The organism is Neobacillus thermocopriae, from assembly GCF_010975035.1.
Classification (GTDB): domain Bacteria; phylum Bacillota; class Bacilli; order Bacillales; family Cytobacillaceae; genus Neobacillus; species Neobacillus thermocopriae.
Map to the genome: position 1 here is coordinate 186,332 of NZ_JAAIUV010000002.1, position 23,215 is coordinate 209,546.

The 23,215-nt window shown below is 37.9% G+C and carries 22 protein-coding genes and 1 tRNA gene; 21 read left to right on the forward strand and 2 right to left on the reverse strand.

Annotated features, from left to right (window positions below; translation table 11 throughout):
- The 21 genes from G4Z05_RS02285 (at position 1) to G4Z05_RS02385 (ending at position 22,118) form a co-directional block, all read left to right on the forward strand.
- A complete protein-coding gene (locus G4Z05_RS02285; RefSeq protein ID WP_163250279.1) occupies positions 1 to 960 on the forward strand; it encodes an ABC transporter permease in 960 nt (319 codons plus the stop codon).
- Positions 961 to 1,285: 325 nt separating this feature from the next.
- On the forward strand, positions 1,286 to 2,566 hold the full coding sequence (gene yfmF, locus G4Z05_RS02290; RefSeq protein WP_163250280.1) for an EF-P 5-aminopentanol modification-associated protein YfmF: 1,281 nt from the start codon (positions 1,286 to 1,288) through the stop codon (positions 2,564 to 2,566).
- On the forward strand, positions 2,566 to 3,858 hold the full coding sequence (gene yfmH / locus G4Z05_RS02295; protein WP_163250281.1) for an EF-P 5-aminopentanol modification-associated protein YfmH: 1,293 nt from the start codon (positions 2,566 to 2,568) through the stop codon (positions 3,856 to 3,858). The genes yfmF and yfmH overlap by 1 nt, the downstream gene beginning before the upstream one ends.
- Positions 3,859 to 3,927: 69 nt before the next feature.
- Positions 3,928 to 4,650 carry an elongation factor P 5-aminopentanone reductase gene (gene ymfI, locus G4Z05_RS02300; protein WP_163250282.1) on the forward strand — a complete coding sequence of 241 codons (723 nt, stop codon included), beginning with the start codon at positions 3,928 to 3,930 and terminating at the stop codon, positions 4,648 to 4,650.
- 83 nt (positions 4,651 to 4,733) lie between these two features.
- A complete protein-coding gene (locus G4Z05_RS02305) occupies positions 4,734 to 4,979 on the forward strand; it encodes a DUF3243 domain-containing protein (RefSeq protein ID WP_038541234.1) in 246 nt (81 codons plus the stop codon).
- A gap of 188 nt (positions 4,980 to 5,167) precedes the next feature.
- Complete coding sequence (locus G4Z05_RS02310) at positions 5,168 to 5,953, forward strand: DUF3388 domain-containing protein (RefSeq protein WP_163250283.1); 786 nt, start codon at positions 5,168 to 5,170, stop codon at positions 5,951 to 5,953.
- 25 nt (positions 5,954 to 5,978) lie between these two features.
- Positions 5,979 to 6,890, forward strand: a complete 912-nt coding sequence (locus tag G4Z05_RS02315; protein WP_163250284.1) for a RodZ domain-containing protein — start codon at positions 5,979 to 5,981, stop codon at positions 6,888 to 6,890.
- A gap of 321 nt (positions 6,891 to 7,211) precedes the next feature.
- Entirely contained in the window at positions 7,212 to 7,790 is a 579-nt protein-coding gene (gene pgsA / locus G4Z05_RS02320) for a CDP-diacylglycerol--glycerol-3-phosphate 3-phosphatidyltransferase (protein ID WP_163250285.1), read from the forward strand.
- Positions 7,791 to 7,815: 25 nt separating this feature from the next.
- Positions 7,816 to 9,069, forward strand: coding sequence for a competence/damage-inducible protein A (locus G4Z05_RS02325; protein WP_163250286.1), 1,254 nt, complete (start codon positions 7,816 to 7,818; stop codon positions 9,067 to 9,069).
- A gap of 272 nt (positions 9,070 to 9,341) precedes the next feature.
- On the forward strand, positions 9,342 to 10,382 hold the full coding sequence (recA, locus tag G4Z05_RS02330) for a recombinase RecA (RefSeq protein ID WP_163250287.1): 1,041 nt from the start codon (positions 9,342 to 9,344) through the stop codon (positions 10,380 to 10,382).
- A gap of 306 nt (positions 10,383 to 10,688) precedes the next feature.
- Positions 10,689 to 12,248: a ribonuclease Y gene (gene rny, locus G4Z05_RS02335; protein WP_038541253.1), complete on the forward strand. Its 1,560-nt coding sequence runs from the start codon at positions 10,689 to 10,691 to the stop codon at positions 12,246 to 12,248.
- 96 nt (positions 12,249 to 12,344) lie between these two features.
- Positions 12,345 to 13,142 (forward strand): TIGR00282 family metallophosphoesterase, encoded by a 798-nt coding sequence (locus G4Z05_RS02340; protein ID WP_163250288.1) that lies wholly within the window; start codon positions 12,345 to 12,347, stop codon positions 13,140 to 13,142.
- Positions 13,143 to 13,361: 219 nt separating this feature from the next.
- Positions 13,362 to 13,622: a stage V sporulation protein SpoVS gene (gene spoVS / locus G4Z05_RS02345; RefSeq protein WP_038541258.1), complete on the forward strand. Its 261-nt coding sequence runs from the start codon at positions 13,362 to 13,364 to the stop codon at positions 13,620 to 13,622.
- A gap of 478 nt (positions 13,623 to 14,100) precedes the next feature.
- Positions 14,101 to 15,834: a 2-oxoacid:acceptor oxidoreductase subunit alpha gene (locus tag G4Z05_RS02350; protein ID WP_163250289.1), complete on the forward strand. Its 1,734-nt coding sequence runs from the start codon at positions 14,101 to 14,103 to the stop codon at positions 15,832 to 15,834.
- The gene (locus tag G4Z05_RS02355; protein WP_163250290.1) at positions 15,835 to 16,701 is read left to right on the forward strand and encodes a 2-oxoacid:ferredoxin oxidoreductase subunit beta; all 867 of its coding nucleotides are present in this window, start codon (positions 15,835 to 15,837) and stop codon (positions 16,699 to 16,701) included.
- 193 nt (positions 16,702 to 16,894) lie between these two features.
- Positions 16,895 to 18,439, forward strand: coding sequence for a tRNA (N6-isopentenyl adenosine(37)-C2)-methylthiotransferase MiaB (gene miaB / locus G4Z05_RS02360; protein ID WP_163250291.1), 1,545 nt, complete (start codon positions 16,895 to 16,897; stop codon positions 18,437 to 18,439).
- Position 18,440: 1 nt separating this feature from the next.
- On the forward strand, positions 18,441 to 18,896 hold the full coding sequence (locus tag G4Z05_RS02365) for a YlbF family regulator (RefSeq protein ID WP_163250292.1): 456 nt from the start codon (positions 18,441 to 18,443) through the stop codon (positions 18,894 to 18,896).
- 206 nt (positions 18,897 to 19,102) lie between these two features.
- The gene (locus tag G4Z05_RS02370) at positions 19,103 to 19,648 is read left to right on the forward strand and encodes an outer spore coat protein CotE (RefSeq protein WP_163250293.1); all 546 of its coding nucleotides are present in this window, start codon (positions 19,103 to 19,105) and stop codon (positions 19,646 to 19,648) included.
- A 188-nt stretch (positions 19,649 to 19,836) separates the two neighbouring features.
- The gene (locus tag G4Z05_RS02375; protein ID WP_163250294.1) at positions 19,837 to 20,304 is read left to right on the forward strand and encodes a flavin reductase family protein; all 468 of its coding nucleotides are present in this window, start codon (positions 19,837 to 19,839) and stop codon (positions 20,302 to 20,304) included.
- 130 nt (positions 20,305 to 20,434) lie between these two features.
- Positions 20,435 to 21,223 (forward strand): ABC transporter ATP-binding protein, encoded by a 789-nt coding sequence (locus G4Z05_RS02380; protein ID WP_163250295.1) that lies wholly within the window; start codon positions 20,435 to 20,437, stop codon positions 21,221 to 21,223.
- A 160-nt stretch (positions 21,224 to 21,383) separates the two neighbouring features.
- Entirely contained in the window at positions 21,384 to 22,118 is a 735-nt protein-coding gene (locus G4Z05_RS02385; RefSeq protein ID WP_163250296.1) for a TerC family protein, read from the forward strand.
- Between the two features lie 111 nt (positions 22,119 to 22,229).
- On the opposite strand, the gene G4Z05_RS02390 is transcribed toward G4Z05_RS02385, so the two are convergent.
- Positions 22,230 to 22,303, reverse strand: a tRNA-Arg gene (locus G4Z05_RS02390).
- Between the two features lie 125 nt (positions 22,304 to 22,428).
- On the reverse strand, positions 22,429 to 23,184 hold the full coding sequence (locus G4Z05_RS02395; protein ID WP_163250297.1) for a YwaF family protein: 756 nt from the start codon (positions 23,182 to 23,184) through the stop codon (positions 22,429 to 22,431).
- Between the last annotated feature and the right edge of the window lie 31 nt (positions 23,185 to 23,215).

Here is a 23,215-nt window from a genome sequence, read left to right on the forward strand (position 1 = left end):
GTGAGCTTAATGGATATTTTAATGATCGTTGTTCCATCCACCTTATTATGGGCTGCTCCACTTGTCTTCACTGCATTAGGCGGTATTTTCTCCGAGCGTTCCGGTGTCGTAAATATCGGTCTTGAAGGTTTAATGGTTATCGGTGCTTTTTCAGCAATTGTATTTAATCTTACCTTTGCTGATACATTTGGAGAGGCTACACCTTGGATTGCTGTTCTGTTTGCGATGGTGACTGGAGCATTATTTTCAGTTTTGCATGCTGTTGCTTCCATCACTTTCCGTGCAGACCATACGGTATCCGGTGTGGCGATTAACTTATTGGCTACTGGACTCACTTTGTTTCTTGTAAAACTGATTTATGATAAAGGTGAAACAGGAATCATCAGCCAACCTTTTAGTAAAATTGATATCCCAGTTTTAAAGGATATTCCTTTTATCGGAAAAATATTGTTCCAAAATACTTACTGGACTTCATTTGTCGCTATTATTGCAGCGGTGATTGTTTGGTATATCATTTATAAGACACCATTTGGACTTCGTCTACGCTCAGTTGGTGAACATCCGATGGCGGCAGACACGATGGGGATTAATGTAACAAAAATGCGTTATTTAGGTGTTATTATTTCTGGTGCGTTTGGTGGAATAGGCGGAGCTGTATATGCCCAGGCTATTACTTCCAATTTCAGCCATGCGACTATTAGTGGCCAAGGATTTATGGCACTAGCAGCGATGATTTTCGGAAAATGGCATCCACTTGGTGCACTAGGAGCCGGTTTATTCTTTGGTTTTGCACAAAGTATTAGTATTATTGGCTCTAGTTTGCCATTCTTAAAAGAAATTCCAAGCGTATATTTATTAATCGCACCATATGTATTAACCATTCTCGCGCTAACTGGTTTTATTGGTCGAGCTGATGCACCAAAAGCTGTAGGTACTCATTATATTAAAGGAACGAGATAAACATGATTATAGGACTCTCAGTTTTAACTGAGGGTCTTTTTTACATGAAAGTAAAATGATTTTTAACTATGATTTAGCAGTGAAATGTCATCGGCTTATTGCTTAGTTGAAGAGCTTCACTTAGAAAGGCTTCGGCAGCATCAACATCGCACGACCGAAGTCGATAGCTTTTGAGAGGATATCAAACGCTGTTTACCAGGGCTTTTGCTTTTCTTATTACTTGATTTGACGATGCAATTTAGTATAGGTTTTAGTAGGATGGAAAAAATATAAAGAAAATTGTTTACATATGATATATGAGGACCTTTAAAAAGGAGGAAAATTGATGGAAGCTGCCGTTGAGAAAATCATTCAAATGCAAGGGTATAAACTTCATGTAATAAAAACAGATAAATTTAAAACAAATACGATCGTATGGAGAATGAAGGCACCTTTAACGAAGGAAGATGTTACTAAAAGGGCACTTCTTCCTCATGTTTTACAGTCGAACACAGCAAACCATCCAACAACTGCGGGCTTGCGTTCCTATCTAGATGATTTATATGGAGCCACCCTTTTTGTTGATTTAGCTAAAAAGGGTGAATACCATATCATGAGTTTTTACGTGGAAATGGCCAATGAAAAATTTCTAAGTGATCCCACTCCATTATTGAAAAAAGGTTTAGAGTTATTGTCTGAAATTTTAACCAATCCAAATGTAAAAGGAAATGGTTTTGACCCACAAACGGTAGAAATGGAAAAAAGGACTCTAAAGCAAAGAATCCAATCTATTTACGATGATAAAATGCGCTATTCTAATGCTCGCCTCATTGAAGAAATGTGTAAAGATGAGCCTTATGCCTTACAAGTAAATGGAAATGCTGAAGATGTTGATGCCATTACACCAGAAAACTTATATGAGTATTACCAAAAAGCTTTTGCCGAAGATGAATTAGATTTGTATGTGATTGGGGATGTAAATGAGGCAGAAGTAAAATCCATTCTATCCGGTCTACTCCAATTTGCCGATCGAACTCCTAAAAAAATAACAGTCGGTGAGTATCAAAGAGATTCAGATGTAAAAGAAATAAAAGAACAACAGAATGTGAAACAAGGTAAGTTAAATATTGGTTATCGGACCAATATTGTTTATGGTGATCCGGATTATTTTGCTCTCCAAGTATTTAATGGAATTTTTGGTGGATTTTCACATTCTAAACTATTTATCAATGTTCGTGAAAAAGCGAGCTTAGCCTATTATGCAGCAAGCCGTCTTGAAAGCCATAAAGGGATTATGATGGTTATGTCTGGAATTGATAATAAAAATTATGATCAAGCGGTCGGAATTATTAAAGATCAGTTGGAAGCCATGAAAAAAGGTGATTTTACCGATCAAGAATTCGAACAAACAAAGGCTGTTATCCAAAATCAAATTTTGGAAACGGTTGATACGGCAAGAGGATTGTTGGAAATTTTATATCATAATGTTGTAGCTGGTACAAAAATTGATGTGGAAACATGGCTGCAAGAAATGCAGAAAACGACAAGGGAAGAAATTATTGAAGTAGCAAATAAAATAAAAATGGATACGATTTATTTCTTAACGGGAATGGAGGCAGGCAATTAATGGATAAAATTACTTTTGACCAGCTTCAAGAAGAGCTTTATCACGAGAAATTGCCAAACGGATTAGATGTATATATATTGCCGAAAAAAAGTTTTAATAAAACGTATGCAACTTTTACTACTAAGTATGGTTCAGTGGATAATACCTTTATCCCTTTCGGTAAACAAGATTATGTAACAGTTCCGGATGGAATTGCTCATTTTTTAGAGCATAAGTTATTTGAAAAAGAAGATGGAGATGTTTTTCAACAGTTTAGTCAACAAGGTGCATCTGCCAATGCTTTCACCTCCTTTACAAGAACCGCTTATTTGTTCTCGAGTACGGCAGAAGTAGAGAAAAACCTGGAAACATTGATTGACTTTGTGCAATCACCTTATTTTTCAGAAAAAACCGTAGAAAAAGAAAAAGGAATTATCGGTCAGGAAATTACGATGTATGATGATAATCCGGATTGGCGTTTATATTTTGGGTTAATTGGAAGCCTTTATCACCATCATCCAGTGAAAATTGATATCGCAGGAACGATTGAATCCATTTCTCATATCACCAAAGACTTATTATATGAGTGCTACCATACTTTTTACCATCCAAGCAATATGCTATTGTTTGTGGTTGGTCCTGTGGATCCGGATCAAATCATGAACCAGGTGAAAGAAAATCAGGCCAAAAAGAATTATAAAGATATGCCGGAGATCAAAAGGAAATTTGAAGAAGAACCGGATTCGGTAGCAGAGAAAAAAACGGTATTGCCAATGAATGTTCAAACATCCAAATGCATGCTTGGTATTAAAGGCATTCATATCCAACAGTATGGTGAAGAGATGTTAAAAAATGAACTGTCTATGAACATCCTTCTTGAATTACTATTTGGTAAAAGTTCAGAAAATTATAATCAGCTGTATAATGAAGGTCTTGTAGATGACACATTTTCATTTGATTATACACAAGAACAAGGTTTTGGATTTGCGATGGTTGGTGGGGACACGAGTGATCCGGATCAGTTGGCTGAGAGGCTAGAAACCATCCTATTGGATGCAAAGAATTCCCTCGCTTTTACAGAAGAACAATTGGAGCGAACGAAAAAGAAGAAAATTGGGGCTTTTTTACGGGCCATCAATTCTCCGGAATATATTGCTAATCAATTTACTCGATATACATTTAATGAAATGAATCTATTTGATGTAGTCCCATGCCTTGAAAAAATTACATTAAACGATATACAAAAACTGGCGCAGGAAGTAATTGCAGAAGAACGGATCGCTATTTGCCAGGTAATTCCTCAGAATAAATAAGAAGGTAGTGCCGGAGAAGTGTCCGGCGCTTTTTCTGTGGACTTTTAAAATGGAGAAAGAGTGAAATCAATGAAGAAATTTGTCTTAATTACGGGAGCTAGCGGTGGAATTGGACAAGCGGTTGCTTGCCTTCTAGCAGAAAAAGGGTATCACCTATACTTGCATTACAATCAAAACCAAGAGAAAATTCGCGATTTATTGAATCGGTTAAAACCATATGGTGGAGAATATATACCCATACACGCAGATTTAGCAAAGACAGATGGATATAAAAAGATCCATTCAGAAATTTTTGCGCTTGATGCCATTGTCCATTGTGGTGGTATGAGTCATTATGGCCTTCTCGTAGATTTAAATCACGAAGAAGCGGAAGCGTTAATAAATGTACATGTATTAAATCCCCTGCTTTTGACAAAAGAATTACTGCCGAAATTATTAAAAAAAGGATCTGGTAATATTATTGTCATCTCTTCCATTTGGGGGCAAACTGGCGCATCTTGTGAAGTGGCTTATTCCATGGTAAAGGGTGCACAACTTGCCTTTGTGAAATCGTTAAGTAAAGAAGTTGCATTAAACGGTATTCGAGTCAATGCGATTGCACCTGGAGCCATCGAAACAAAAATGTTGGAAGGATTTACAAAAGATGAAATCGATCAGCTTGCTTATGAAATACCAATGGGCAGACTTGGTCAACCAGAAGAAATTGCTAAGGCTGTAGCATTTTTATTGTCAGACGATTCAAGCTATATAACAGGACAAGTATTAGGGGTAAATGGTGGTTGGTATACATAAAAAATAAAATGAATCACAACGTATAGTTTCGGTCGTCCTATCGCAAAATAACCGTGTACCATTTCTATAGGGAGGTAAAGACCATGTCTGTTTTAGATAACTGGAAACAATGGGAAGATTTCCTTGGCGAGCGTCTTCAACAAGCAAAAAATGAAGGAATGAGCGAAGGAGCAATCAGCAGTTTAGCTTATCAAATTGGGGATTATTTAGCAAAACAAGTGGAACCAAAAAATGAGCAAGAAAGAATTCTTGCGGATATGTGGTCTGTTGCAAGTAAAGAAGAGCAACAAGCAATTGCCAATATCATGGTTAAGCTTGTACAACATTAAAAGGTAGAGAGGAGCCAACTCCTCTCTTTTTTTATACATAAATTCAGGGTATATATTTTCTTGAATGATATCGTTTTCAAAGAATGTTTTTGCTTTCATCTTCCAGCAAAATCATTTATGATAAGGGTTAGGTAATGGGGGTATGACAAATTTTGTCGAAATTTTTTGTTAAGGGGGTACACTGCTGCATGAAAAAAGAATGGTATTTAGAATATGAAATCAAGAAAAACCGTCCAGGTTTATTAGGTGACATTTCATCCCTCTTAGGAATGCTATCTATTAATATAGTTACGATAAATGGTGTAGATGAAGGAAGACGTGGATTATTAATATTAGCAAAAGATGATAATCAAATAAAAAGGCTTGAGTCAATTTTAAATACAATGGATACAATAAAAGTAATGAAACTAAGGGAGCCGAAATTACGTGATAGGCTCGCTGTCAGACATGGTCGCTATATTCAGAGAGATGCGGATGATAAAAAAACATTCCGCTTTGTCAGAGATGAACTTGGATTATTAGTTGATTTTATGGCAGAATTGTTTAAGCAGGAAGGCCATAAACTAATTGGAATCCGTGGTATGCCTCGTGTGGGAAAAACCGAATCACTTGTTGCAGCTAGTGTATGTGCCAATAAACGTTGGTTATTTGTTTCTTCTACATTATTAAAACAAACGATTCGAAACCAACTCATCGAGGATGAATACAATACGGATAATTTGTTCATCATTGATGGGATTGTTTCAACAAGACGGGCAAATGAAAGACATTGGCAATTAGTAAGAGAAATAATGAGACTGCCCTCTGTTAAAGTGATAGAACATCCTGATATTTTTGTGCAAAATTCTGAATATACTCTTGATGATTTTGATTATATTATTGAGCTTAGGAATCATCCAGATGAAGAAATTACATATGAAATAGTCGAACAGCATAATTTGTTTTCCGGATCCGACTTTGGAGCTTTTGATTGATAAAATAATTGGTAGGTGTTAGCATGTGTCTGAATTAGGGAACCGATTAAAAGAGGCCCGATTAGCGAAAGGATTAAGTTTGGAAGATGTACAAACGATAACAAAAATCCAAAAACGATATCTTGTTGGAATTGAAGAAGGCAACTATTCAGGTATGCCTGGTAATTTTTATGTTCGCGCTTTTATAAAGCAATATGCAGAAAGTTTAGGTTTGAATCCTGAGGAGATTTTTGAAACGTATAAAAATGAAATTCCAGCGTCCTATAATGAGGAATTGCCACAAAAGCTGTCTAGAGTAAAAACACATAAGAAAATTTCCCAAGGCCATTCTAAAATCTATGATATTTTACCGAAAATACTAATCGCAGTATTTGTCATTAGTATTGCGAGTGTGATTTATTATTTTTATGCTAGTAAAGTCGGTCAAGATCCGAATGAGCAAGTCAGTAGTGAAAATGAACCAGTTAAATATGTCAAATCAGAAAATCTAGAAAACGCGAAAGAAGTTGAGAAAGAGAAATCATCTTCAAAAGAAAAGGAAAAAGTAGAAAATCAAACGAAAGAAGAAGAAAAAGAAAAGACTTCTACTCAAAATGTGCCAACTCAAGAATTGGCAGTGGTTACAACAAGCGGTAGGAAAACAACGTATTCATTAACAAACGCGGATAAATTTATTGTCAAAGTGGTTTCAAAAGGTGAATCCTGGATAAATATTAGAAATGGAAAAGGAAAATCATTTTATTCAGGAACATTAAAAGCTGGTGAGACAGATAGCTATACGGCTGATCTAACCGGTGAAAGTGAAGCGATTATCGTGGTAGGGAGAACACTGGATGCCGATATTTATGTGAATGATCAGAAATTGGAGTATCAAATCAACCCAGCTGATAAGGTTCGGCAGGACATTACGATTCAATTTGTTCCAAAGAACGAATAGTCATCAATTGATGACTATTTTCTCATTAGAATTAGAAAAGCGGAGGCACCCTGTCCAACAGCGTATGGCCTCCTCCCAAAAGCTATCGCTTTCGGTCGTGCGATGATGATGCTGCGGAAGCTTTCCATGTGATGTCCTCCAACTGAGATAAAGGAAATACGATGAGCCAAAAGGCGAATCGATGTTGACTTCTCGTAGGGAGGAGAGCGAGGCTAACTCGCTTCAAGGGGACACTTCTGCTTGTCCATTCTCAAAGATAAATTTCATCTTTAGTAAAGACACATATTGGCATTTTGGCTTAATCTATTAGGAGGAAATTGAATGAATTTACCGAATAAAATCACTGTATCAAGGATATTATTGATCCCATTATTCTTGATTATTATGCTTTATGATTTTGATTGGGGAAATATGCATCTTTTAGGTGCGGATCTTCCTGTTACTCATTTTGTGGGAGCATTAATTTTTATTTTAGCTTCCACCACTGACTGGGTGGATGGCTATTTTGCGCGTAAGTACAATCTCGTAACAAATATGGGGAAATTTCTTGATCCATTGGCGGACAAGCTTCTTGTGTCGGCAGCTTTAATTGTTCTTGTAGAACTAGGTTCTGCTCCTTCTTGGATCGTCATTATCATCATAAGCAGGGAATTTGCTGTTACCGGACTTCGGCTGTTACTTGCAGGCGAAGGGGAGGTTGTTGCTGCCAACATGCTTGGTAAGATTAAAACATGGACACAAATAATTGCGATCTCTTCTTTATTATTACATAATACTATTTTTGCTATGATTCCATTCCGTTTTGACATGTTAGCATTATGGGTGGCTTTATTCTTTACTATTTGGTCAGGATGGGACTATTTTGCCAAAAACAGTCATATATTAAAAAATTCAAAGTAATGGTTGGGTTGAGGAGTGAAGAGCAGTGAATGCTGAGATTATCGCAGTTGGTTCAGAACTGCTTTTAGGCCAAATTGTGAATACAAATGCTCGTTTTCTATCTCAGCAATTAGCTGGGCTTGGAATTGATGTTTATTATCATACAGTCGTTGGTGACAACCCTGATCGGTTGAAATCGGCGATAAAAATTGCTGAAAGTCGTTCAAAAATCATTATTTTTACTGGTGGACTTGGACCGACAAAGGATGATTTAACAAAAGAAACGATTGCCCGTCACATTGGCACTGAGTTGGTTATGAATAATGAAGCATTGGAGACAATTGAGCAGTATTTCAAACGAACGAACCGAGTGATGACGGAAAATAACCGGAAGCAGGCATTGATTTTGGAAGGGTCCCTAGTCTTGCCAAACGATCATGGGATGGCACCAGGGATGGTGCTAAAATCCGGCGGTCATATTTATATGCTCCTTCCTGGTCCTCCTAAAGAAATGGAACCAATGTTTTTGAATTATGGAAGTAAGGAGCTTGCGTTACTGACAGGAGCTAAGGAACAAATTGTTTCTAGAGTTCTTCGCTTTTTCGGGATTGGGGAAGCAGCATTAGAAACAGAAATAATGGACATTATTGATGAACAAAAAAATCCAACCGTTGCTCCTCTAGCTGGAGAAGGGGATGTAACCTTAAGGCTTACGGCAAAGCATAGGGATGAGATGAAAGCACAAGCCATGCTGGATGAAGTGGAGGCAAAAATCAGGCAGCGAGTCGGCCAGTATATTTATGGCTATGAAAATACGACTTTATTTGTTGAATTAGCTAATGTTTTAAAAGAAAGGAAATGGACGATTACTTCTGCTGAAAGTTTAACTGGTGGGCTATTCCAGCAGGAGATCACCTCTATTTCTGGGGCAAGTTCCATATTTAAAGGTGGAATTGTCTGTTACTCCAATGAAATCAAGCAGGATTTAGTGCAAGTTAAGCAAGAAACACTTGAGACGTATGGGTCAGTCAGCGAGGAGTGTGCACGTGAACTCGCGGAAAATGTGATGAAAATCTTTGGGACAGATATTGGAATAAGTTTTACAGGTGTGGCAGGCCCGGATGAATTGGAAGGGAAGCCAGTCGGTACGATTTTTATAGGGATTGCCTTAAAAGGAAGACCATCCATTGTTGAAAGAATCAAATTAAGTGGTTCGCGTGGAGCGAACCGGAATCGGGCTGTAAGATACGGCTGTTATTTCTTGTTAAAATATTTGAGAGAATTACAGGACGCGATTTAGGTGTCCTGTATTTTTTTGTGACAGTAGTCGAATTGTTGAATGATGATAATTTTCTGACATTGAAGCGAAATGCCATTATTATCTCAAAATTCATTAGAAATTTATTTTTATATAGTTCAATATGTTTGATTTTTCAAATTTAAAAGACCGGAAAATGGTCGAATAAATGTTCGTGTTTTTTCTCGACAAATAGTAAAAAAGAGGTTATATTATTAATAGGTTTTTTGATTTCAGTCATTCATTTCATTTATTTATAAAAGGAGGAACTATTTGTGAGTGACCGCAAGGCTGCCTTAGAAATGGCATTAAAACAAATAGAAAAACAATTTGGTAAAGGTTCCATCATGAAAATGGGAGAACAGCAGGAAACAAAAATTTCAACGGTTCCAAGCGGCTCCCTAGCACTTGATGCAGCACTTGGGGTCGGGGGATATCCTAGGGGACGGATTATCGAAATCTATGGACCAGAGAGCTCTGGTAAAACTACTGTTGCTCTGCATGCCATTGCAGAAGTGCAAGCACAAGGCGGGCAGGCAGCATTTATTGATGCGGAGCATGCTCTAGACCCGACTTATGCCCAAAAATTAGGTGTTAATATTGATGAATTATTATTATCTCAGCCTGATACAGGGGAACAAGCACTTGAGATTGCAGAAGCTCTAGTGCGAAGCGGTGCTGTTGATATTATCGTTATCGACTCTGTAGCCGCCTTAGTTCCAAAAGCAGAAATCGAAGGAGAAATGGGAGATTCTCATGTTGGATTGCAAGCCCGCTTAATGTCCCAAGCCCTTCGTAAACTATCAGGTGCGATCAATAAATCGAAAACGATTGCTATCTTTATCAACCAAATCCGTGAAAAGGTTGGAGTTATGTTTGGTAACCCTGAGACGACACCTGGGGGACGTGCATTGAAGTTCTATTCCACAGTCCGTCTTGAAGTCCGCCGTGCAGAGCAGTTAAAACAAGGTAATGACATGGTCGGAAACAAAACTAAGATTAAAGTGGTAAAAAATAAAGTAGCTCCTCCTTTCCGTACTGCTGAAGTAGATATTATGTATGGAGAAGGTATATCTAAAGAAGGAGAAATCATTGATTTAGGCTCGGAATTGGATATTATTCAAAAGAGCGGTTCATGGTACTCTTATAATGATGAGAGACTTGGACAAGGACGTGAAAATGCAAAGCTCTTCTTGAAGGAAAACCCTGATGTTCGTAATGAAATAGCTCAACAAATTCGTGAACATTATGGTTTGGACGCAATAAAAACGGTTTCTGAGATAGAAGAAGACGAGCAATTTGAGCTATTAGATTAATGTCAAGAGCAAAGTCTATTGTCAGGCTTTGCTCTATTTTATAATTGAATATTTATTCAATAACGCTGATAAAAATACAATAACTTCCAATAACATACAATTTATTTTTTCGAAATATTTCAAACTGGGATTTTGAGTAAACCTTGACAATCAATATTCCCGCCTATACAATGGACATGTATATTTTACATTTTAGTAATATTTTATTGTGAAAAAGCCTTAGTGCTTGCTGTATGTTGAGTCTAAACAATGTACATGCCGACACTTAAAATGTAACAAAAGTTCATAGCAAGAGGAGGTGGAACGATGGAACCAAATACGATCCTCTCCATTTTGCTTGGCCTTATCGTCGGTGCCGTTGTTGGCTATTTTATTCGTAGATCCATTGCTGAAGCAAAAATTGCAGGCGCTAGAAATGCTGCAGAGCAAATTCTAGAAGATGCTAAACGCGATGCAGAGTCGCTTAAAAAGGAAGCTCTGCTAGAAGCAAAGGATGAAATTCACAAGCTTCGAACGGAAGCAGAACGTGAGGTTCGTGAACGAAGAAATGAACTGCAAAAACAAGAAAACCGTTTACTGCAAAAAGAAGAGAATTTAGATCGAAAGGATGAAACGTTAAATAAGCGTGAAATTCTTTTAGAAAAGAAGGATGATTCTCTAAACCAAAGACAACAGCATATTGAAGAGATGGAAAGCAAAGTGGACGAGTTGGTACGTACACAACAAGCAGAACTCGAGCGAATTTCAGGCTTAACTCGTGAGGAAGCGAAAGCAATCATTCTTGAGCGGACCGAGCAAGAACTTGCTTATGATACCGCCATGATGATTAAAGAAAGCGAAAATCGTGCGAAAGAGGAAGCAGACAAAAAGGCGAAGGAAATTCTTTCGCTTGCGATCCAGCGCTGTGCTGCTGACCATGTAGCAGAGACAACTGTATCGGTTGTTAACCTTCCAAACGATGAGATGAAGGGCCGAATTATTGGACGTGAAGGACGAAACATTCGTACACTTGAAACCTTAACAGGAATTGATTTAATCATTGATGATACTCCTGAGGCTGTTATTCTATCAGGTTTCGATCCTATTCGTCGTGAAACGGCTCGCTTGGCCCTTGAAAAGCTTGTACAGGATGGGCGCATTCACCCTGCGAGAATTGAGGAAATGGTCGAAAAATCCCGCCGGGAAGTGGATGAGCATATCCGTGAAGTTGGTGAACAAACTACATTTGAAGTGGGGGTTCACGGGCTTCATCCAGACCTTATCAAGATTCTTGGCCGTTTGAAATTCCGTACAAGCTACGGACAAAATGTGTTAAAGCATTCAATCGAGGTAGCACAACTTTCCGGTTTGCTTGCCGCCGAGCTTGGACAGGATGAAACATTGGCCAGACGTGCAGGTCTATTGCATGATATCGGAAAAGCGATTGACCATGAAGTAGAAGGAAGCCATGTTGAAATCGGGGTGGAACTTGCTACGAAATATAAGGAACACCCTGTTGTCATCAATAGTATTGCTTCCCATCATGGTGATACAGCTCCAACTTCGATCATTGCTGTTCTTGTAGCGGCAGCGGATGCATTATCCGCCGCAAGACCAGGAGCGCGCAGTGAAACATTGGAAAACTATATCCGTCGCCTAGAAAAGCTTGAAGAGATTTCAGAATCCTATGAAGGGGTTGAAAAATCTTTTGCTATTCAGGCTGGTCGTGAAGTACGGATTATTGTAAGGCCGGATACAATTGATGATCTAGCTGCACATCGATTAGCTCGCGATATTCGCAAGCGGATTGAAGAAGAGCTTGATTATCCGGGACATATTAAAGTAACAGTTATCCGTGAAACACGGGCTGTAGAATATGCAAAATAAAGTGGTGCGTATGCGCCGCTTTATTTTTATGTGAATTTTTATTAATAAATTGATAAAATATGATAATGAGTGAATTTTTTAATGAAAGGGAATAACATGAAAATACTTTTTATCGGCGATGTGGTTGGTTCACCAGGAAGAGATATGGTGAAAGAATATTTGCCAAAACTAAAGGAAAAATATCGTCCTCATTTTACGATTATTAATGGGGAAAATTCTGCTGGTGGAAGAGGAATTACGGAAAAAATATATCGACAATTTTTGGAACAAGGGGCTCAAGCAATAACACTAGGGAATCATGCTTGGGATAACCGTGAAATATTCGAGTTTATTGATGAGGCCAAATATTTAGTACGACCAGCGAATTTTCCAGATGGTACTCCTGGGAAAGGGATTATTTTCGTAAAAATGAATGAATACGAATTAGCCATCATCAATTTACAAGGCCGAACGTTTATGAATCCGATTGATTGTCCATTTAAAATGGCTGACGAATTGGTTGCTCAAGCAAGGGAGCGAACCCCTTTTATCTTTGTTGATTTTCACGCAGAAGTAACAAGTGAAAAACAAGCACTAGGTTGGTATTTGGATGGGAAAGTATCGGCTGTAATCGGAACCCATACCCATGTGCAAACCGCCGACCATAGAATTTTACCTGGGGGTACGGCTTATTTAACGGATGTAGGCATGACAGGGCCATATGACGGCATTCTAGGGATGGACAGGGAGGCAGTATTAAAACGATTCTTAACGAGCTTACCTGTTCGATTTGAAGTCCCTACAAAAGGGAGAAATCAGTTAAGTGCTGTAGCGATTGAATTGGATTCAAAAACAGGATTAGCTAAACATATTGAAACCATTTTAATTAATGAAGATCACCCGTTGTACATGTAAGAGCAAAGGTATTTTGCTCTTTTTTTTGACTTTAAGAAAAATCGAACACAAGCTTCCTAGCGGTTTATACGTTGAATTTTCTCTCCACTCTGATACTTTTTTTTGACCAAGCTGGAATATGTTTCGGAGGATATGAATATAGTAGCAGTGGAATGTTATAACCTGATTTGTTCATGAACTAATCATGCGGAATCGGGATTTTACAAGGGGGAGCTAGGAATGGAAATATTAAAAGTTTCAGCAAAATCTAATCCTAATTCTGTAGCTGGTGCACTTGCCGGAGTTCTGCGTGAAAGAGGGGCAGCAGAAATACAGGCAATAGGCGCGGGTGCATTAAATCAGGCCGTAAAGGCAGTAGCAATTGCAAGAGGGTTTGTAGCACCTAGCGGAGTTGATTTGATCTGTGTTCCTGCATTTACCGATATTTTAATTGACGGAGAAGAGCGCACAGCTATAAAACTAATTGTAGAACCTAGGTAATGTCTATGATTGGTCTATAGAAAGAGAGAGAGGTTTATCCCATTTACCTGCTTTGTTTGAAAAAGCAGGTTTTTTGTTTTTATGGGCAGTTCTCTACAGTCAGAATGATAGTAATGAAAAAATAAAATTATTATTCTAAAACACTTTTTTATTGGAAAGTACTAGTGGAACGTTTATAGAATCTATTTAGAAAATGTAAAGGTTTTCAGGTGTTTTACCAATTTTATCCAGCAATTCTAACTATAAAAATCAACTAGTTTATAATAATAAAAAAATATACATATTTTAGACAATATTTCGTCAGAAAGGGTTGCATTTTTTACTTTATAGGTCTAGAATTGAAAGCGTTTAGTACATATCCATATCTCTAGTCTTGTCTTTAAGATAAAGGCTAATTTCTAGTGATTTACTTGGAGAAGTGCTACACTATTAATACATTCATTTACTTATCTTTTACATATCCAAAGGGGTGTAAGTCATGATCAATCAACTTTCATGGAAAGTTGGCGGACAACAAGGGGAAGGTATTGAAAGTACAGGGGAAATCTTTGCAATCGCATTGAATCGCCTGGGATATTACTTGTATGGTTATCGTCACTTTTCATCACGTATTAAGGGCGGTCATACTAACAACAAAATCAGAGTAAGTACGACACAAGTTCGTTCAATCGCTGATGATCTTGATATCCTTGTAGCGTTTGACCAGGAAACTATTGATTTCAACTACAAAGAGCTTCATAGTAAAGGCGTAATCTTGGCAGATGCGAAGTTTAACCCGAAAAAACCGGAAGATACAGAAGCATCATTGTATGCGGTACCATTTACAGAAATTGCTACTCAACTTGGAACTTCTTTAATGAAAAACATGGTGGCAATTGGTGCTACTGCTGCTCTTTTAGATTTAGATATTCAAGTATTTGAAGAAGTTGTAAAGGAAATTTTCGGTAAAAAAGGCGACCAAGTTGTGGCTAAAAACATGGAAGCTATTAAAGCCGGATTTGATAATATGTCGGCGAACCTGTCTGGGGTTCGAACCATGCAACTGGCAAAAGCAGATGGCAAAAAACGGATGTTTATGATTGGTAACGATGCAATCGCACTCGGAGCACTTGCAGGCGGATGCCGTTTTATGGCTGCTTACCCAATTACACCAGCTTCTGAAATCATGGAATATTTAATTAAGAAATTACCTGCTTTAGGTGGTACGGTTATTCAAACAGAAGATGAAATTGCTGCTGCTACCATGGCGATTGGTGCGAACTATGCAGGTGTACGCACACTTACTGCTTCAGCAGGTCCTGGACTTTCTTTAAAAATGGAGGCAATCGGCCTTTCCGGTATGACTGAAACTCCGCTTGTAATTGTAGACACCCAACGCGGCGGTCCTTCTACTGGATTGCCAACGAAGCAAGAACAATCAGACCTTATGGCAATGATTTATGGTACTCATGGTGAAATTCCGAAAATTGTAATGGCACCAAGTACAGTAGAAGAAGCATTCTATGATACAGCAGAAGCTTTCAACCTTGCTGAGGAATATCAAGTACCAGTAATTGTATTATCGGATCTGCAATTATCTTTAGGTAAACAAACCGTTGAACCATTAAACTTTGACAAAGTTGAAATTAGACGAGGTAAATTAATCACAGATGAGCTTCCTGAATTGGAAGGTAAGGCTTATTTCAAACGTTATGAAGTAACAGAAGATGGTATATCCCCTCGTGTTCTTCCAGGTATGAAAAATGGAATCCACCATGTAACAGGTGTTGAACATGCGGAGACAGGTAAACCGTCTGAATTAGCGGAAAACCGTAAAGCACAAATGGATAAGCGGATGCGCAAAATCCAAAATATTCGCTTTAATACCCCAGTTCATAAAAATGTGAAGCATGAAGAAGCAGATGTTTTATTCGTTGGTTTCAACTCTACACGTGGGGTAATTGAAGAAGCGATGGAACGCCTTGAAAAAGATGGATTAAAAGTGAACCATGCACATATTCGTTTAATTCATCCATTCCCAACTGACGAGGTTCTTCCACTTGTTCAATCAGCAAAAAAAGTTGTGGTTGTAGAAAATAACGCGACTGGACAATTAGCCAATATTTTAAAAATGAATGTTGGTCATGCCAATAAAATTGTGAATCATTTGAAGTATGACGGAAATCCGTTCCTGCCTCATGAAGTTTATTCAAAATGTAAGGAGTTGTTCTAAATGGCCACTTTTAAAGACTTTAGAAATGATGTGAAACCTAACTGGTGCCCCGGCTGTGGTGACTTCTCTGTACAAGCGGCATTACAACGTGCGGCTGCCAATGTTGGCTTAGAGCCAGAAAATTTAGCTGTCATTTCTGGTATCGGCTGTTCAGGACGTATTTCCGGATATATTCACTCTTATGGTTTTCACGGAATCCATGGCCGTGCTCTTCCAATTGCACAGGGAGTGAAAATGGCTAACAGGGACCTAACCGTAATCGCTTCTGGTGGTGACGGAGACGGATTTGCGATTGGGATGGCTCATACCGTTCATGCCATTCGCCGTAACATTGATATCACTTATATTGTAATGGATAACCAAATTTATGGATTGACAAAAGGACAAACGTCCCCTCGTTCTGCAGCAGGTTTTAAAACAAAGTCAACTCCAGCTGGATCCATTGAACAAGCGATTTCTCCAATGGAATTGGCTCTTACTGCTGGTGCAACATTTGTTGCTCAAAGCTTTTCAACCGACTTAAAAGATCTTACTGCTTTAATTGAAGCAGGAATTAAACATAAGGGCTTCTCCCTAATTAATGTATTCAGCCCTTGCGTAACGTATAATAAGGTTAATACTTATGATTGGTTTAAAGAAAATCTTACAAAACTAAGTGATGTGGAAGGCTATGACCCACATAACCGTGAAATGGCCATGCAAACATTAATGAAATATAATGGATTAGTTACTGGTCTGATTTATCAAAATACAGAACAAAAATCTTACCAAGAATTAGTTCATGGCTATTCAGAAACTCCACTATCAAAAGCTGATCTAAAACTTGATCAAAGTTATTTTGATAAATTAGTAGCTGAGTTTATGTAAGTAATATTTTAAAAAAAATCCCGAGTGAGAATCTCGGGATTTTTTTTTGCATGGGTGAATGCCCTAGATTTGCTATTGTTTTCATATCCATAAAGCTTTATACTATAATAATGTGCAGATAACCCCCAATCTTTATGCACGAAATAAAAATTTTTGAAGATGAATTATCTCTAGAAAGGGGATCACATAAATCATGAATGAAAAACAACGATTAGAAGGTCAGCAAGCAGTCGCTGCTAATTCTTCGGACAAAAAATCCGCCAAGGATTACAGCAAATACTTTGAACGTGTTATCACTGCTCCTTCTCTGAAAGAAGCGAAAAAACGTGGGAAAGAGGAAGTAAAATACCATAATGACTTTGCTATTCCAGAAGAATTTCGTGGAATGGGAAATGGCCGAAAATTCTATATTCGAACATATGGTTGTCAAATGAACGAGCATGATACGGAAGTAATGGCGGGTATCTTTTTAGCTTTAGGATATGAGCCAACTGAGCGCCCAGAAGATGCTAATGTGATTCTATTAAATACTTGTGCGATTCGTGAAAATGCGGAAAACAAGGTATTTGGTGAGCTAGGACATCTTAAGGCATTAAAAATGGAAAACCCTGATTTATTACTTGGGGTTTGCGGTTGTATGTCCCAAGAGGAATCAGTCGTAAACAAAATTTTAAAAATGTATCAACATGTAGATATGATTTTCGGAACCCATAATATTCACCGTTTGCCGCATATCTTAAATGAAGCGTATATGTCAAAAGAAATGGTGGTAGAGGTATGGTCTAAGGAAGGTGACGTCATTGAAAACCTTCCAAAAGAACGCCGTGGTCATATCAAGGCATGGGTTAACATTATGTATGGCTGTGATAAGTTCTGTACGTATTGTATTGTGCCTTATACTCGTGGTAAAGAACGCAGCCGTCGTCCGGAAGAAATCATTCAAGAAGTACGTCAGTTAGCAGCACAAGGTTACAAAGAAATTACGTTACTAGGTCAAAACGTGAATGCGTATGGTAAAGATTTTGAAGATATGAAATATGGCCTTGGCGATTTGATGGATGAGCTTCGTAAAATCGATATTCCACGGATCCGATTTACAACCAGCCATCCACGTGACTTTGATGATCACTTGATTGAAGTATTGGCTAAAGGCGGTAACTTAATGAATCATATTCATTTGCCAGTTCAATCAGGTTCAACTGAAGTGTTGAAAATTATGGCACGAAAATATACGCGTGAACAATATCTTGAACTTGTAAGAAAAATTAAAGCAGCGATCCCTGATGTTGCCTTAACAACAGATATTATCGTTGGATATCCAAATGAGACAGAAGAGCAGTTTGAAGAAACTCTATCTCTTTACCGTGAAGTTGGATTTGAATCCGCTTATACCTTTATTTACTCTCCAAGGGAAGGTACTCCAGCAGCAAAAATGGAGGACAATGTCCCTATGGAAGTGAAAAAGGAACGCTTGCAACGATTAAATAATCTAGTAAATGAACTTTCCGCAAAAGCGATGAAGAAATATGAGGGCCAAATTGTAGAGGTTCTTGTTGATGGTGAAAGTAAGAATAATTCTGACGTTCTTGCTGGTTATACAACAAAGAATAAACTGGTTAACTTTACTGGTCCGAAATCAGCGATTGGAAAAATTGTGAAAGTAAAAATTACTGAAGCAAAAACATGGTCATTAAACGGAGAAATGGTGGAAGAATTAGAAGCGGCAGAGGTGAAATAAGGTGGCGAAGTATACAAAAGACGAAATCGTCGCTCGTGCAAAAGAATTGGCACGCATGATTGCAGAAACTGATGAAGTGGACTTTTTCAAACGCGCAGAAGCAAAAATTCATGAAAATCCGAAAGTGCGTATGTTAATTTCCGATATAAAAGGGTTACAGAAACAAGCTGTCAATCTGCAACACTATGGGAAACCAGAAGCATTAAAAAAGGTTGAAGCAAAATTGGCTTCCCTTGAGCAAGAATTAGATGAAATTCCGGTTGTACAAGAATTTAAACAATCACAAGTTGAAGTCAATGATTTGCTTCAGCTCATTGCTACCACTATTTCCAATACTGTCACAGATGAAATTATCATTTCAACAGGCGGGGATTTACTCCGTGGTGAAACAGGTGCCAGTTTGAGAAATGGCGGCGCTGCATGTGCAGGGCATAATGATTGCGATCATGACCATTAATGATGATAAGTCAAGACTTTCTAAAAGTCTTGGCTTATTTTTTTTTATCTATTTATCTAAGCATTTGTCCAAAGGCACACACCTAGACATCCCGCATATGATGAAATCATGAATAAACTTTTTCCAGCATTCCAAGATTTACTTTCACACTAGTCTAGACATTCGCATAGGATGAAATGAAACTGAATGAGGAGGGTTCGCGCGAAATGGGAGAATATAGAGAGATATTTGCGAAGGCCGTAGTAGCGAAAGGACGAAAGTACACCAAGTCCAATCATACGATTAGCCCGGCACATAATCCGACAAGCGTGTTAGGTTGTTGGGTTATCAACCATAAATACAACGCGAAAAAAGTTGGCAAGACAGTCGAAATTCACGGCTCTTATGACATCAATGTATGGTACTCCTATAATGATAATACGAAAACAGAAGTTGTAACTGAACGTGTACATTATACAGATGTCATTAAGTTAAAATACCGTGATCACGATTGCTTGGAAGACAATGAAATTGTGGCTAAAGTTCTTCAACAGCCTAATACATGTGAAGCAGTGATTTCTCCAAATGGGAATAAAATCATTGTTCATGTGGAAAGAGAGTTTCTTGTTGAGGTAATTGGTGAGACTAAAATTTGTGTTCGGGTCAATCCCGAAGGCTGTGAAGACCATGAGGATGAATGGGGATTGGATGTAGATGACGAAGAGTTTGAAGATCTAAATCCCGATTTCTTAGTTGGTGGAGAAGAAGAATAAAATGAACTAGGAGGTTTTTGCTTCCTAGTTTTTTTCTTTTCAGTGTAAATGGATGATTAATAATGAATATATTCAACATAAAAAAAATCATACCTTCCTACCCAAAGTTAATAGGTGAAAGGTTTATTCATGATTGGCCGCTCTTAGACATAGTCATGAATGGAGGATAATTTCAAGGGGGAATCACGATGAATGAACGTCTTTTTCGACAGGCGATGGGGAAATTTGCAACAGGTGTGACAGTGGTGGCTACAAAGGTGGGAGGAAAAGTTCACGGTATGACAGCGAATGCGTTTATGTCGGTCTCCCTGAATCCGACACTTGTAGTAGTCTCCATAGCAGAAAAAGCACAAATGCTTGAATACATGAAAAAAAGCAAACAGTTTTCTGTAAATATCCTTTCTGCAGAACAAAAGGAACTCTCCATGATTTTTGCTGGTCAACTAAAAGAAAATCGGGAAGTTTCATTTGATCAACTTGGTGGAGTGCCGGTATTGCCAGGGGCAATTGCCCAAGTAGTATGTGAGGTTACAGCCGCACATGTGGAAGGGGATCATACATTGTTTATTGGAAAAGTGAAAGAGCTACAGGTGAATGAACATAGGGGAGATCCGCTTATTTATTATAGTGGACAATATCGTTCACTAGCAGAATAAAAAATGTATGTTCATACCTTTTCATATTTGAAGCTTTCCATATCCGGATGAATTCTATTGTTCTTTCGTTTCTATTTTTTAAAAATTTTGATAATATATTACTTAATCAAGTTTACTGGAGGAAATAGAAATGATCGTACAATTAAAGGATGTTACATTGGTTCGGGATGGGAAGCATATTTTAAAAAACGTAAATTGGCAAATTGAAAAAGGAGAGCATTGGGTGCTGTTTGGTTTAAATGGTTCCGGAAAAACGGCCATTTTAAATCTATTAAATGCATACTTGTTTCCAACAACCGGGAGTATCCATGTGCTAGGGATGGAGTTCGGTAAAACGTATCTCGGCGAAAAATTGCGAAGGAAAATCGGCTTCGTATCTTCTTCCCTTCAAGAAAAATTTTATCCAGGGGATCATGCCTTTGAGGTAGTATTAAGCGGAGCATTTGCCTCGATTGGACTTTACGAAACACCGACGGATGAAATGAGAAAAAAGGCCATTCGTCTGCTGGAGGAGCTAGGGTGTATGGAGTATGCCAACCAAAACTACGAAACCTTATCCCAAGGAGAAAAGCAACGTGTATTAATTGCACGGGCACTCATGGCTGATCCTGAATTATTAATTTTAGACGAACCTTCCAATGGGCTTGATTTTATTGCTCGCGAAAAATTGTTAGAATCTATTGAGATCATTGGAAAAAACATTAAGGCACCAACGATTATTTACGTTACCCACCATGTGGAAGAGATCTTACCATTATTTAATAAAACGATGTTATTAAAAGAAGGACAAGTTTTTGCTGCGGGGGCAACGGACGAAATCCTAACAGAGGAACAACTATCAGAATATTTTGGTCTACCCGTCCATGTTCGTTGGCAGAATGGTCGACCTTCTTTATCAAAATTACAATTACAAAAATAAGCATACAATGTCTGTGATGATAATTAGCGGTCCGTGATGGATCGCTTTTTATTTTTCTTGGGACATATATGGTGATTCCTATCATACATTTCTAGAAAAGGACATTCATTTCGGAAGTAGATTGTCTGACAACGGGAATAGAAAAGGAGAAAATAATAAAATGGAGAAGGTTCTACAAGAAATCATTGATCATTATCAAGCATTTTTCTCGCTAGAGGCTTTCGAACAAATATTTTTAGATCCGTATAGCTGGGGAGTCATTGGTTCACTGGTCCTATTAGAAGGATTATTATCCTCCGACAATGCGCTGGTGTTAGCGGTGATGGTAAAGCATTTACCAAAAGAACAGCGTAGGAAAGCCCTATTTTACGGGATTTTTGGTGCCTATTTATTCCGATTTTTAATCATTGGCATTGGCATTGCTTTTATTCAAAAAGGGTGGATCATGATCGTCGCCGGACATTATTTGTTATACATCGCTTTAAAAAATCTACTTCAGGATAAGGTGGAGGAAGAGGAAGTCGCTCGACATCAATGGGGGTTTTGGGGAACGATTTTGACCGTTGAGATGATGGACATTGCATTTAGTATTGATAGTATTGTGGCCGCCCTAGGTGTTTCTGATCAAGAATGGGTTTTATTTCTCGGTGGAATCATTGGCATATTAATGATGAGGGGAGCAGCACAATTATTTCTCGGATTGATAAAAAGGGTACCAGAGTTTGAAGCAACTTCTTTTGTGTTAATCGCTATAATAGGGGTAAAAATGATTGTTTCACCATTTGGATACCATATGAATGAAATCGTATTCTTTGGGTTACTTATTTGTACCTTCTTGGGAACGTTTATTGTCCATTGGATAAGAAAGGACTCCGGTAATGAACCAACGGTTTAGGATGGAGAGAGTTTTTTTGAATAAGATAAATATGAAGAAAGAAATATTTTTCCTGAATATGATAATCTTACGTCAAAAATAAAAACCCTTGCTAAGGCAAGGGTTTTTTAGCGTCCCAGAGAGGATTCGAACCTCCGACCCACAGTTTAGGAAACTGTTGCTCTATCCTACTGAGCTACTGAGACATCTGATTGGGAACGTTTTTTATTATAATTCGAACATGGATAAAGGTCAATAAAAAAAACAATAATCATGGAACATTTTTCTAGTAGGATAGGTATTTTCCCAATAGTCAGGAATGTTCTGCTTTTTATTGGAAATAAGGCTTTTTGAGGTATGGATCATTTTTAGGAGTTGTTCTCTTATCACTTTTATCCCTAAAAATGAACCAAATCACTATACTTAGGACAATCAGGAGTGCTTCCATTGAAAGAATATAGTATGGATAGGGGCCCAATAAATCAAGCAAGCTTGGTCCGGGTGGTTTATGACTTAGAAAGAAATAGTTTCCGCTAACACGTTTGTTGATCAATAGGATAACCGGCAATAAACCATTTAAAAACACACATAGTTTCACAATGGACCATAAAGTAGGTCGATACCCTTTAACCCATGTAAAATATAAGACGACCCAAATCATCATTAGATGAGTATAAAAGAAATGAAAGAATCGGAAATGTGGGAAATCAAAGTTGAGATAAGGAGTGATCAAAGCTTGTGATGCCCCTAATAAGGCAGTAAATAATAAAATTTCATAGATGAGTTTCTTTTTTGTTATTAATAATAATACGGTTAGAAACAAACTAATACTGCATAATTCTAATGGAAGGGAATGGCTTACCTTCCACATGCCACCGACAAACATCCATAAATGATAAAGCGCTTCTATGCCAAGTAAGGAAATGGCAGCTGCGATTTCATAACGCCTCCATTTATCATCTTTTAATCTTTCTTTCTTCCAAAATATCATCATGGAAACGAAGATAAGAATACTAATTACAACGATATGACTAATGGAGAACATTTTAAATGGATTCATTTGATAATTTGAACCGAACCAGTCCAATCAGGATCCCCTCATTTCAAATGTAGGCTTA